Consider the following 13,104-nt stretch of genomic DNA (forward strand, 5'->3'; position numbering starts at 1 on the left):
GCAGACGCATGGGGCAGAAACGAATAAGAGCAGGTGGCATATGCGCGCTGGCGCTGGCGCTGTCTGGCTGCGCGCCCGGTATGGCAGGCAACCGTGCGCCAGCTGACATGGTGGCACGGTTTAAGACGCCTGATGCCGTGCAGATCGCCAAACCGACATATGCAGAAAAACTGGCCGCAAACAGCCAGATCATCCAAGGGCTGTCCCGGCGGGTTTCGGTATTGCCCAAAGACGGTGTTTCTGGCGCGATCGCGTCCTCTGTCCTGGCTGCAAACAGCCGCACGGCCGAGGCCGAGTTGCGCGCGGCGGCGTTGCGCGCCGAGGCCGCCAGCACAAACTGGCTGCCCCGGATCGGCCCGCAGATCAGCCTGAGCGCGCTCGGCTCGGTCGCCGCCAATCTGGTCGTGGATCAGGTGCTGTTCGACAATGGTCGCCGCAAGGGGGAACGCGCCTTTGCGGTCGCCGATGTCGATGTCGCGGCAGTATCCTTGGCGCAAGACACCAACAGGCGCGTGGCCGAAGCGCTGCGTCTTTACACTGCGGCTGCCGAGGCGCGCGAAACTGCAACTCTTGGTCAGGCGACGCTTAAGGATATGTCGCACTTCGAATGGGTCATGGGCGAACGGGTCAAGGGGGGCGTATCCGACATGTCTGACCTGACCATTTTGCACCAGAAACTGTCCGAGATACGGGCTGGCTACACGGCGGCCATTGAGCGTGAAGCAACATCCCTGTCAGAGCTAAACGCCATGTCGATCCAACCGCTAAGCGATCTGCGAGGCATGCCGGAAATTCCCGTGACCGCCGGTGCGGGCGAGCCGTTGATCGTGGTGCGTGCCAAGGCCGAAAAGACCCGCAGCATCGCCGCCGCAGCGGTCGAGCGTGCCAGCATATTGCCGGCGTTATCTGCGGGCGGCACAATCGGCAAAGGCAGTTCTTTGGGTCTGAACATCGGGTCTGATCAGTTACTGGGGTTGGGCACCAAAGCATCGCTGGAGGCTGCGGCACTGGCAGATGAAACCGCGACCCGTAAATTGCGCCAGGCGCGCGAGGATTCAATCCGCGACCTGCGCCGCTTGGAAAAGCAGATCAGCGCCAAGTCACGCCAAAGCGCCGAGGCCGCGACCCTGACCGGGCAAGCTAAGCGAAACCTCGATGTTTTCCAAGAACAATATGATGCAGGGCAACGGCAGGTTATGGATGTCGTAGGCGTCTACGAGACCTATGCGCGCCAACAGCAATCTCAGGTAGCGTTGAAATATGATGTAATCCGCTTGCGCATTGAAATGGCGCAAATCCAAGGGGTTTTGGCAGATGGGAGCGCGATTTGATCAGCAAGCCGCGTTTTACGCTAACAATCACCAACGCCGATCAGGGGCACTTGAAAGCCGCGAATGGGCCTCAGCCCAAGGCGCAGAACGTCAACCGGCCTCACGACCGTTTGATGGCGCGCGCCTCTCTGGCGGCAATCTATGCGGGCGTGTTGGGGGTCGATACAACGGCCCGTGATCTGTTTGAAACCGTCGCCGTGAATACTGCCACGGGCGCGCCAACCGGCCGCGAAGCAGATGCCATCGCCAAAGCCTTGCAAAGCGTTGGTTTACTGACCCAAGTCAGCCGTGTTGCAGGACTGTCCAAATCATTGTGGCCTGCGCTGGCCTATATGACATCCGGTCAACTGCTGCTGGTGATGGGGCAATCGAGCGGCGATCTGATCGTGTTTGACACCACCTGCACCGACAACCGCGCCATGGTGCCGATCAGCGACTTTGAACCCTTCTTTGCGGGGCTAATTGTACGCGCCGAGGCCTCGCTTGAGACGGTGGCGAAAGCCCATGAAACAGGTGGCCGTCCCCCGCATTGGTTCTGGGGCCAATTCCCCCGTTTCCGCCGCCAACTGATTGAGGTCGCGATGGGGTCATTTGTGGCCAATGTGCTGGCCGTCGCGGTGGCGCTTTTTTCGTTGCAGGTTTATGACCGTGTGATCCCCCATCAATCACAGTCAACTTTGTGGGTGCTTGCCATCGGCGCGGGTCTGGCGCTGCTGATGGAAAGCTCGTTAAAAATGGCGCGGGCGCGGTTGATGGACGGGGCTGGACGTCAGATTGAATTGGCAGTTCAGGATACCTTGATGAAACGGGTGCTGGGCATGCGATCAGACGCGCGCGGACAAGCCCCGAACCAGCTGTTTTCGGCAATGCGTGAATTCGGGTCGGTGCGTGAATTCTTTACCGTGTCGACCATCGGCACGATTGCCGACATCCCGTTTATCTTTGTTTTTTTGTTTCTCGTGGCCAGCATTGCGGGGAACGTGGTTTGGGTGCTGGTTCTGGGCGGTATCTTGATGCTGGTGCCCGGGTTCTTTTTGCAAAAGAAAGCGATTCGGCTGACGCAGGAAACGCAGGGCGCATCGGCAAAATCCTCGCGGCTGCTGCACGAGGCGATCTTTGAACTTGATACCGTTAAAACCCAACGCGCCGAAGATCGCATTTTGCGCCTGTGGACCGAGCTGAACACCTTGGCGGCGGTTAAATCCTCGGAGCAGCGCAAGCTGGCGTCGTTTCTCACATTCTGGAGCCAGGGCATCCAGCAAGCGACCTATGTCGGCGCTGTGATCCTGGGCACCTATCTGGTGTTTGCCGGGCAATTTACCGTGGGGACGATCATTGCGGTCGGCATCTTGACGGGACGCACCCTTGGCCCGCTGACGCAGTTGTCGGGGACGATGGCCCGCTGGGGCAATGTCAAAGGCGCGTTGGACGGGCTGGATGCAATCGTCACCGCCCCGCAAGATACCGCAGAGGGCCGCACATACCTGCGCCGTGAAAAGTTGCGTGGTCAGTTCGAGCTGCGCGATGTGACATTCCGCTATGACGACGACGGCGCGCCGAGGCTTGATATTAAGGGACTGAGAGTACCTGCGGGCCAACATGTGGCCGTGCTGGGGGCGAACGGGTCGGGCAAATCTTCGCTGCTGAAAATACTCAGCGGGCTATATGCGCCGTCGGGCGGGCGTGTGCTGGTTGACGGCACCGAGATGGGCCAGATTGACCCCCGCGACCTGCGTCGGTTGATCGGGTATCTTGGTCAGGATGTGCGCTTGTTTTCGGGCAGTCTAAGGGACAATCTGAACATGAACCTGCTGGAACGGGACGACGATCGGTTACTGGCCGCGCTTGATTTTGCCGGGCTTGGGGCGTTCGTGAAAACGCACCACAAAGGTTTGGATCTTGAGATCAAGGACGCAGGCGTGGGCCTGTCGGTCGGCCAGCGCCAGTCCATCGGCTGGGCGCGGTTATGGCTGCAAGACCCTGCAATCTGCCTGCTGGATGAACCCACCGCCGCACTGGATCAACAGCTTGAGGCCGCGCTGGTGTCGCGTTTGCAGACATGGATGGCCGGGCGCACCGCCGTGATTGCCACGCATCGCGCGCCCATATTGGCGCTGACGACCCGCACTCTGATCTTGCAAGATGGCCGCATGGCGGTGGACGGGCCGCAGGAAAAAGTGCTGGCACATCTGGCTGGCCGATCAGGGCAACTGGCATGAACACTCAAGACGCCATTCCCACCTTGGACGGGCAGATGAAAGGCACCTTGCGCGGGCCATCCACTGTGGTCTGGCTGTGCGGTGCCACAGTGCTGATCTTTGTGGTCTGGGCCTCCTTTGCCTGGATAGATGAGATCGTGCGCGCCGAAGGCTCGATGATCTCAAGCTCGCGCCCGCAGATCATTCAAAACCTCGAAGGGGGTATTCTGGCCGAGCTTGCCGTGGGGGAGGGCGATATTGTTGAAAAAGGCGATGTTCTGGCGCGGCTGCATGGCACCCAGTTTCAATCCTCGGTCGATGACCTAGAGGACCAGATCAGCGCGTTTGAAATCCGTCGCTTGCGCCTTGAGGCCGAAATGGCTGGGCAGTCAGAGTTCGACGTGCCCGCCGCTTTTGTGCAGCGCACGCCTGACATTGTCGCGTCTGAACGGGTATTACTGAAAGCGCGGCAAGTTGATTTTCTGTCCCGTTCCGACGGGGCCGGGCGGGTGTTGACCGAAGCCGCCAAAGAACGCGAACTGCTGGAAAACATGCTGAAGAAAAAGATCGTGTCGCTGATCGAAGTCACCCGCGCTCGCAAGGTGCATGCAGATGCGCGGATCAGACTGGACGAGATCATCACGGGCACCGAGCTGGACCGCGCGCAGGAATATTCGGACGTGCTGAAAGAGCTGGCCACGTTGAAACAAAACCTGAAGTCCAGCACGGACCAGTTGAACCGTACCATCCTGACCAGCCCGCTTCGCGGTATCGTGAATAATCTGGCCGTGACAACCATCGGCGGCGTCGTACGCCCCGGCGAAGAGATTTTGCAGATTATCCCAATAGACGAAGAGCTGTTTGTTGAGGCACGGGTAAAGCCCGAAAACATTGCCGGTGTGCGCCCCGGCCAAGAGGCAACGGTTAAGTTGTCAGCCTATGATTATACGATTTACGGGACGCTAAAAGGCACGGTCAAATTGATTTCCGCCGACACCTTCAAGGATGACCGGTCGCGCAGCCCCGATGGCGGACCGCATTACAAGGTCACCTTGCAGGTGGATACCGACCATCTGACACCGCGTCAGGCGTCTTTGCAGATACGGCCGGGCATGCAAGCGAGTGTTGAACTGCATACCGGATCAAAGACGGTTCTGCAGTATTTGTTGAAGCCGCTTTATAAATCCAAAGAGGCGTTTCGTGAGCCTTGAGGTCGCGCATGGGGGCTGTCTGCCCCCAGACCCCCGAGGATTTTGGTCCATTTGGAAATTAGGGATGGGCTGTGTCTATCCAAAGTGTGACGGGGCCGTCATTGGTGAGAGCGACCGACATGTCCGCGCCGAACTCTCCGGTTTGAACGGGTATATCGAGGGCTTTCATATAGGCGATGAAGCCTTCGTATAATGCATTGGCGTGTTCCGGTTTGGCGGCGCGCGAAAATCCAGGGCGTGTGCCTCGCGACGTGTCGGCGGCGAGGGTGAACTGGCTGACGATCAGCGCGCTGCCGCCGGTTTGGGTAAGGCTGAGGTTCATCTTGCCCGCGTCATCTTTGAACAGGCGCAGTTTGGCGATTTTCGCGGCAAGTGCAGCGGCGGTGGCGGGGGTGTCATCTGGCATGGCACAGACAAAGACCAGCAGGCCAGCGCCGATCTGTCCAATGATCTGCCCGTCGACAGTGACTGAAGCATCTTTGGCCCGTTGAAGCACTGCGCGCATTTCAGGATTTCCAATCGATGATGTCAGTCGGGTCCGCCCGTTCAGTTCGGAACTGGTTGATCGGGGCGTCTTGGTCGGCATAGCCAAAGGAAATGGCGCAGAGCACCAGCCGGTCATCGGGGATGTCCAGATGATCGCGCACCAATGGGGCATAGGCGGCAATGGCGGCTTGGGCGATGGTGGCCACGCCAAGGGCGGTGGCGGCCAAGGTAAAGGCGGTTACAAATCCGCCGCTGTCCATTGCGCCGTAGGGGCCAAGCTCGGCCGGGGCGGTGATAATCGCGACATGGGGCGCGTCGAACAGAGCGTAGTTGCGCAGCATTTGTGCGCTGCGGCCTTCGCGGTCGGATTTGTCGATCCCCACTGCATCATAAAGCTGAAAGCCGCAGGTGCGGCGGCGCTCGGCATATACGCCGGAATAACCTTTGGGCCAGTCCAGATCGGGTTCGGGCGGTATCCCTTGGCTGGCGGCATCCATCAGGGCGCTGCGAAACCGGTCTGTTGCATCGCCTTTGGTGATGGTGACCTGCCACGGTTGCGCGTTGCACCAACTGGGCACGTGGCGGGCCGTTTGGATGATCCGGGTAATCACATCATCAGGGACGGGATCGGGCTGGAATGCGCGACACGAATAGCGCGCCTGTAAGATGTCGGTGAGAGTGTCGATCTGGGTCATTGTTGCAGCGCCATATAATAGCCGACCACCCCGGCGGCCAACAGGCCAAGGATCACGGCAAAGGTTATCTTGATCGCGGAATAGGGGCGTTCACCTTGGACATTGCCGGTGCGGCCATTAACCACGAAACGGTATGTCTTGCCGCGGTATTTATAGGCCGCCAGCCAGACCGGCAGCAGGATATGTTTGAACGTCACATCGCTCACCTGTGTCTGCACATTGTGGATGCGCTGCCGGTCGCCACCGATGTCAAACCGCACGTCGCGTTCGATCATCGCATCCATATACTGGCGCGCCTCGGCATAGCCGTCTTCGAGGGTGATCGAATAGGCCTCGGCACGGAAACCGGCCAGATATTCGGGGGCGTAAGGCTCCAGCGCGGACAGGTCCCAAGGTGCCAGAGCATCGGTAAACTTCTTGGGGAGGGATTTTGAGGCAAGCACCAAAACGTCGTCAAAGAACCGCGCCACCCGACCCGAGGCAGACCGCCAGCGCACCTTGGGGACCTGACGTTGTTCGCGTTTGCCATCACGCATCACGGTGACGGTCACGTAATATACCGTGCCGCGTTCGCCCGTGTAGCTGGATTTGGTATCGGCATCGTAGGTCCAATAGGGGACATAGATGCCCTGCATCCGGCGGCCCTTGCGGGCGTATTCCTTTAGACCATTTGGCGCGAACCACAGATTGCCAAGCCAGTTTGTCATGGCGTCTTTGGCCACGTTTTCGGTCAGCGCAAAGGGCAAGACGCCGCGCGGTTTGATATGACGGTTCAGGCCGGTGTCGACCACCACGGGGGTCGCGCAGAAGGGGCATTCGGTTGCGTGTTTGTCTTCGTCGAATTCGACCTGTGCCGCGCAATTGGGGCAGGTCGTAACCCGGGTCTGTTCCATTTCGGTGGGCGGCAGAGCGTGAGCCATGGCCGCGCGAAAATCCAACTCTTCAATCGTTTGATACGACCGTTTGCCGGATATGCGTTCGGTGTTGCCGCAATGATCACACACCAGCTTATATTCGGCCGGATCAAATCGCAGGTCCGACCCGCATCTGTCACACGGGAAACGGTGTTCTTCGATTGGCGCAGGCGGTGCCGGGGGCATTTCGAAGGGCGGGGTATCAGGCATCACGGCACCGCGCAGTGAGGCCGGAGATAGATATCGAGTGAGACCAGACGCAGGTCATTTGCGGGCAGGCTTGGGGGTGGGCAAATGGGCCACGATCCGCAATTCGATCAAGGCACCGGGACGGCGCAGGTCTGCGACCTCGACCGCCGTCCAGGCGGGCAGCGGCACGCCTAGCATGTCACGCATAACATCATTGACCTGATCAAAATGATATTTCAGCCCGATGTGATAGCTGGTGACCTCGACGATGCTGTCGGCATTACCCTTTGCAGCGTCAATGATAAGCAGGGCCTTGCCCAAGGCATTTTGCACCTGCCTGGTAATGTCGGGCGGCATCACGCCCTCTGAATCACCGCCTGTTGCACCGGTCAGAAACAGGAAATCCCCCGCGCGCACGGCGGGAGAGAACCCAGTTGCTTCTATAAGCTGGGCCAGTTCGGGGGGAGATACGACATCGCGCGCCATAACCCCCGCCTTATCCGGCGGGTGGTGGTGGGGGCGGCATCACGGTGAAGAGCTGGGCCAGCTCATCCACATCATCGGCTTTCATCCAGCCATCCTGACCGGGGGTCCACACGAATGTTTCGCGGGTCATTGCGCCCTCTGCTGCCATACGACCAAGGGCTGCTTTGGAAAACGGTCCCTTGGTTTGGCCATTCTTGGCCAGATGCCAGACCTTGTCGGCGACCGGTGGCGGCGGCGGGGTGTGCGCGGCGGTCGGGCGCGGGCCCCAAGGGCCAGCTTGGGCCGCGGCGGCACCGATCTGCATGCCTAATCCGGCACCCAGACCGGCCTGCATTGCCGCACCTGCACCGCCATCACGGCCCAATGCCTCGGCGGCTTGGAATTGCGTGTATTGTTGCAGATCGCCGATCATGCCCATGGACGACCGTTTGTCCAATACCTGTTCGACAGCAGGCGGCAGGGATACGTTTTCGACATATAGTTCTGGGATCGACAGACCATATTCGCCAATTGTGGCGGATATTTCGCCGCTGATCAGCTTGCCCAACTCGCGGGTGTTGGCGGCCATATCAAGGATCGGGATTTTCGACATCGCAATGCTGCGCGAGAATTCCTGCACGATGATGTTGCGGATCTGATAGCTGATCTCGTCCATGGTGAATTCGCCATCCGTGCCAACGATCTCGGTCAGGAAATGCGCGGGATCGGATACTTTGACGGCATAGGTGCCAAAGGCGCGCAGACGCACCGGGCCAAATTCGGGATCGCGCAGGATGATTGGGTTTTTGGTGCCCCATTTCAGATCATTGAACCGCGTGGTGTTGACGAAATAGATTTCGGATTTGAAGGGGCTTTTAAACCCGTGATCCCAATGCTGAAGCGATGTCATGATCGGCATGTTATTGGTCTCAAGCATATAAAGACCGGGGGTGAAGACATCGGCGATCTGCCCTTCGTGGACAAACACGGCCGCCTGGCCTTCGCGCACGGTCAGCTTGGCCCCGTATTTGATTTCGTGGCCTTCGCGCTCGAACCGCCAGACCATGGTATCACGGGTGTCATCGGTCCAGTGAATGACGTCGATGAATTGGCCAGATAGGAAATCGAGAATACCCATAGGGTTGGTCCTTTCGGTAAGGTGGCAGCAGTCTAAAGAGGTCCGCCCGTTAATTCACGGGCGATGGTGCGAACGATTGGCGCGGCTTGTTCGGCGCTCATTCCCGCTTTGAGGCGGGGATCGTAGAGGATTTTCAGCAGGTCTTCGTCGTGACGGGTCAGCAAGGCGAATTCGTCGTCATCGTTAAAGATTGACGGGCGCGCCGTGGGGCTGTCATTGGCCAAGCCCAAGCCTTGTGCCAGTTCCTCGTGAATGCACGACAGGCGCATCAGCGACGGGTTTTCAGCACGGATCACCGCCACAGCGGCGGTATAGGTGCTGGGATCGGCCCCGCCTGCATAGGCCGCAACGATGCAATAGGTGTCGCGGCGCAGGTTGCGCAACGCGCTTAGGCTGGCGGGGGTGACGCCCGGAATGCGCTGCGCCGCCTGAACAAGTGCCGCCTCGCGGTCATCTTCGCCCGCTATGATCACCATGAAATTGGGGCTGCCACGCAGGGTGATCGGATGGCCGGTGATCCCGGACAGCCGCCCGGCATAAGCGCGCACCGCCGCGCTGTCGGTTTTGCGGGCCGAGGGTGGAACGCTGTCGCCAAATACAACGGCCATGCGCACCGGTTGGTCCCAACGGCGCATCAATGTCTTTTCACCACGTCCTGAAAAGCTGGCGTTATATTCGTTGTAAAACGCGATCTGTTCAAAGTTGCGCGCCAGCATTTCAGCCGTGTAGGGGGTGTCGGGGCCGCCACCGTCACTGCGCAGCAAACCCTGGTTCAGCTGTGCCTGCTGTACCTGATTGAAATAGCTGCGCAGCCGCGCGCTTTCTGGGGACGTGGGTTGCGCCACATTGGGAACAGGCAGGCCAGATTCATCCGGCCGCCCGATAGGCTTGAGGGTGGGATCAACGCCGGTCTGAAAGGCGCAAGCAGCGAGCAGCAAAGCTGCTGCCCCTGTGCCCATCCAGCGTTTGAACTGACCGACCCGCAATGACATCTGACCGCCCTTGTTATACGGCTGATTTGGATGCCGTTGCCGACGCGAGAGTGTCGCGCAGTTTTGCTTCCATTTCCTGCAAATCCTTTTCGGCGGCGGCGCGTTTGGCTTTGCCTTCATCCGCGATTTGCAGCGATTCCTCGATGGTGCCGATCAGGTCTGCATTGGCCTGTTTGACCGCTTCGATATCGAACACGCCGCGCTCCATCTCGGTGCGGATGATCTTGTTGCTTTCGCGCAGGTTCTTTGCGTTCGAGGTCAGCAATTCATTGGTTAGATCATTGGCTTCGCGCACGGCCACAGCCGCCTCGCGCGACCGCTGGATCGTAACCGCTTGGGCCAATTGTGTTTCCCAAAGCGGCACGGTGTTCACGAGGGTCGAATTGATCTTGGTGACCAGGGATTTGTCGTTCTCCTGAACCAGCCGGATCGAGGGGAGCGATTGCATGGTCACCTGACGGGTGAGCTTCAGATCATGCACGCGGCGTTCCAGATCATCACGGGCGGCGCGCATATCGCGCAGTTCTTGGGCCTTGATCACCTGATCGTTTTCATCGGCGGCCTCTACGGCGGCTTCCATCGCGGGAATATCCTTGGCGTCCAGTTCGGCCATCTTGGCCTCGCCCGCCGCAATATAAAGCGCCAGTTCATCATAGAACTGCAACGTCTTTTCATAAAGCAGATCAAGGGATTTGATGTCTTTCAGCAATGTGTGCTCGTGGCTTAGCAACTCGTCCGTGACGCGGTCGATCTGGCCCTGGACCTGCTCAAACCGGGCGGTGAATTTGGCGAAAGGTGCCGCACGGCCCAGCAGGCGTTCCCACCAGCTGCGGTCGCGGCGCACGTCCAGTTCAGAGACGGAGAAACCACGGATGGTGGTGACGATATTTCGCAGGCTGTCACCGGCGGGGCCGACATCCTTGTTACGCACGTCTTGCAACATGGACTGGCTGATTTCTTGCAGTTCGGCCTGTGCGGCGGACCCAAAAGAGATAATCGACTGGGTTTCGGTCATGTCAATCTCAGCCATGCGGCTTTTGATTTCCTTGCTCATTTTGCCTTTGGCCTTTTCCAGCGGCACAATGGCGTCGGCGGGCGCGGGTTGGGCCAGCACAAGCGCATTGACCTCATCAACCAATGCTTCTGTTTGGGCGGCTTTTTCGCGGACTATGTCGGACATGTGGGGTATCTCTCTCTATGCTGTGGTGAAAGGCGCGTTACTTCAGGCGCACGCCTTCTCGGGAAAGCCGCTCGCGCAGCACGTCAATCTCAATGTTCAGGTCGGACTTGTCTTCCAATAGCGATTTTTGCGTGCGCGCGGCAAAGTTTTTGTCCAGATCATCCAGCAGGGCCAGGTAGTCGGCGCGCGCCTGCGCATCGCGGGTATTGGCATAGATATCAGCAAACTTGACCGTCGCATCACGCGCACCTTGCAGATAGACCGACAGGTATTTCCGCGCGCCCGTCAAATCACGGGGGTCTTCCTCGACGGTGCGGATCAGGGTGCGCGCGGTTGTCTGGAAATCCGCCAGCCGGTCCGTGGCCTGACGGTCGCCCGCGCGTGCGATGGCAGTGCTCATGGCGGTCAGGTGTTTCTCGGCCTCTTCGACCACACGGGCGACGCGGCCCTTTTGAAAGCTGTCGATCCCCTCCATTCCTTTGGACGAAAGCGGATCAATGCCAAAGGCCGACACATGCAGCCCAAGCGCGGCCAACCCATAGATCACAGCGGCAGCAACGCCGGGGTCGTTTTTATAGGCGGCCAAGCCGACGCCGAAACCGGTCAGTAAGCTCGCGATCATTTTGCGAGGCAGGGCAGGGCGTTCCGCGACCTTGCGCGCGACATAAGCGGCTTCGGCCTTGAGCCCCTCGCGCAGCATAAGCGCTGCCCCGGTAAGCGATCCCGCCGCGATCAAGCCCAAGGCCAACCCTTGCGCGCCATCGTTCAAGGACATGAAAACCAATGGGATTGCGGGGATAAACAAAACATTCGCACGGCCCCCGACCGGGTCAACCTCGACTCGCTTTGCACCGGATCGGTGCGGCGTGGGGGGGCCGTCTTGTTGTGATGTGTCGCCGTCCTGACTATATTTGCCGCCGTACCATTTGGCCATTATAGCCCCCCCAGCCAGCCCGTCGCCACGCCGAACAACAGAACGATCAACGCAGCATAAGTGATCTTTTGGAACGGTGTGGGTATCATCAGGCCCTCTTTGTCTAGTCCGTTAGGGGGTCTCAACGTATTCTGTCCTGCACCCAAAATCCGCGCTACGATTGTTATCAATAGGTAGCCAACCACAAGGATTAGCGCAAATAGTGCCGCAAACAGAAACAATCGACCCATCTAAATTTCCTTCTGTCCCATATATAGGGGCTCTGGCGGCGGGCCGCTAGGGATTCTGGAGGTATGCTTGGTATAACATGCCCGCCAAAGCAGAATTCAGGGTTTGCGCGTGCTCTTTACGCGGGTGCCGAACTTGCGCAGGGCAGGGCCGTCAGATGCGGGGCGCGCGGGCTTGGATTTACCGTAACCAGGCTTGGGCTTGCCGGGGATGGTTTTGCCCGTCGCGGTCTTTTCGCCCGGTTCTTTGGGCAGGCCGGGGCGACCGGGGCCGGGCATGCCGGGTTTGCGCGGCTTGCGCTTGACGATATGACTGGGCTTTTTCTTAACGGCGGTGCCGCTGTTATCTTCGATCTCGATGCCCAATTGATCCCGCACAACCTTGCGCTTTAGTTCCTCGACTTCGCCGGGTTTCAATTCGCCGAGCTGAAAAGGGCCATAGCTGGTGCGGATCAGGCGGTTCACCGACAAATGCACCGCTTCCATGGCGCGGCGGATTTCGCGGTTCTTGCCTTCACGCAGACCCACCGTCAGCCACGCGTTTGCGCCTTGCTGGCGGTCCAGTGAAACAGTCATGGGCTGGAATTTTTCACCATCGACGGTGATGCCCTTGCGCAGGGGGTCCAGCACCTCCTCGGACGGGCGGCCATTGACGCGGACGCGGTAGCGGCGCAACCAGCCGTTCGACGGCAGCTCGAGCTTGCGCTTTACCTCGCCGTCATTTGTCAGCAGCAGCAACCCTTCGGAGTTCAAATCAAGCCGTCCCACGCTCATCACGCGGGGCATGTCTTCGGGGAGATCATCAAAGATCGTACCGCGGCCTTTTTCATCGCGGTTGGTGGTCACAAGGCCGGTTGGCTTGTGATAGAGCCACATGCGCGGCGGTTCGGGATCGCCCACAGGTTTGCCATCAACGCTGATCTGATCGGCCGCCGTCACGTTCAACGCAGGCGAATCGATTTGCACGCCGTTGACGCGCACGCGCCCCGCTTCGATCATACGCTCGGCTTCCCGGCGGCTGGCAAGACCCGCGCGGGCCAATACTTTGGCGATGCGGTCGCCCGCAGGTGTGCCGGATTTCGGAGGCTGTGTGGGGTTATCTTGGCTCATAATTCAGCGCTTACCTTGTTTCCTGCCCTTGCGA

12 protein-coding genes are annotated in these 13,104 nt (G+C 59.4%); 3 read left to right on the forward strand and 9 right to left on the reverse strand.

Features of this window, described 5'->3' with window-relative positions:
• Nucleotides 1–8 precede the first annotated feature (8 nt).
• Genes BM347_RS00110 through BM347_RS00120 form a run of 3 tightly spaced genes read left to right on the forward strand, consistent with a single transcriptional unit; the run spans nt 9 to nt 4,740 of the window.
• Nucleotides 9–1,331: a TolC family protein gene (locus BM347_RS00110; RefSeq protein WP_245764141.1), complete on the forward strand. Its 1,323-nt coding sequence runs from the start codon at nt 9–11 to the stop codon at nt 1,329–1,331.
• On the forward strand, nt 1,328–3,550 hold the full coding sequence (locus BM347_RS00115) for an ATP-binding cassette domain-containing protein (protein ID WP_093914416.1): 2,223 nt from the start codon (nt 1,328–1,330) through the stop codon (nt 3,548–3,550). The genes BM347_RS00110 and BM347_RS00115 overlap by 4 nt, the downstream gene beginning before the upstream one ends.
• Nucleotides 3,547–4,740 carry a beta-barrel domain-containing protein gene (locus tag BM347_RS00120; protein ID WP_093914417.1) on the forward strand — a complete coding sequence of 398 codons (1,194 nt, stop codon included), beginning with the start codon at nt 3,547–3,549 and terminating at the stop codon, nt 4,738–4,740. The genes BM347_RS00115 and BM347_RS00120 overlap by 4 nt, the downstream gene beginning before the upstream one ends.
• Nucleotides 4,741–4,798: 58 nt before the next feature.
• Here BM347_RS00120 and dtd read toward each other — a convergent pair whose 3' ends face one another.
• From dtd to BM347_RS00170, 9 genes are all read right to left on the reverse strand, one after another.
• A complete protein-coding gene (gene dtd, locus BM347_RS00125; protein WP_093914418.1) occupies nt 4,799–5,245 on the reverse strand; it encodes a D-aminoacyl-tRNA deacylase in 447 nt (148 codons plus the stop codon).
• 1 nt (nt 5,246) lies between these two features.
• Nucleotides 5,247–5,921 carry a nitroreductase gene (locus BM347_RS00130; protein ID WP_093914419.1) on the reverse strand — a complete coding sequence of 225 codons (675 nt, stop codon included), beginning with the start codon at nt 5,919–5,921 and terminating at the stop codon, nt 5,247–5,249.
• Entirely contained in the window at nt 5,918–7,045 is a 1,128-nt protein-coding gene (locus BM347_RS00135; protein WP_093914420.1) for a primosomal protein N' (replication factor Y) - superfamily II helicase, read from the reverse strand. Before BM347_RS00135 ends, BM347_RS00130 begins: the two co-directional genes overlap by 4 nt.
• Before the next feature lie 54 nt (nt 7,046–7,099).
• Nucleotides 7,100–7,510: a Rid family hydrolase gene (locus tag BM347_RS00140; RefSeq protein WP_093914421.1), complete on the reverse strand. Its 411-nt coding sequence runs from the start codon at nt 7,508–7,510 to the stop codon at nt 7,100–7,102.
• A 10-nt stretch (nt 7,511–7,520) separates the two neighbouring features.
• Entirely contained in the window at nt 7,521–8,627 is a 1,107-nt protein-coding gene (locus BM347_RS00145; protein WP_093914422.1) for an SPFH domain-containing protein, read from the reverse strand.
• A 32-nt stretch (nt 8,628–8,659) separates the two neighbouring features.
• Nucleotides 8,660–9,619 carry a DUF2927 domain-containing protein gene (locus tag BM347_RS00150; protein ID WP_245764142.1) on the reverse strand — a complete coding sequence of 320 codons (960 nt, stop codon included), beginning with the start codon at nt 9,617–9,619 and terminating at the stop codon, nt 8,660–8,662.
• A 13-nt stretch (nt 9,620–9,632) separates the two neighbouring features.
• A complete protein-coding gene (locus BM347_RS00155) occupies nt 9,633–10,799 on the reverse strand; it encodes a toxic anion resistance protein (RefSeq protein WP_093914423.1) in 1,167 nt (388 codons plus the stop codon).
• A 37-nt stretch (nt 10,800–10,836) separates the two neighbouring features.
• Nucleotides 10,837–11,733: a 5-bromo-4-chloroindolyl phosphate hydrolysis family protein gene (locus tag BM347_RS00160; RefSeq protein ID WP_093914424.1), complete on the reverse strand. Its 897-nt coding sequence runs from the start codon at nt 11,731–11,733 to the stop codon at nt 10,837–10,839.
• A 326-nt stretch (nt 11,734–12,059) separates the two neighbouring features.
• On the reverse strand, nt 12,060–13,070 hold the full coding sequence (locus BM347_RS00170; RefSeq protein ID WP_093914426.1) for a pseudouridine synthase: 1,011 nt from the start codon (nt 13,068–13,070) through the stop codon (nt 12,060–12,062).
• Nucleotides 13,071–13,104: the final 34 nt, after the last annotated feature.

Origin of the sequence: Sulfitobacter marinus, from assembly GCF_900116285.1 — a bacterium.
Classification (GTDB): Bacteria; Pseudomonadota; Alphaproteobacteria; order Rhodobacterales; family Rhodobacteraceae; genus Sulfitobacter; species Sulfitobacter marinus.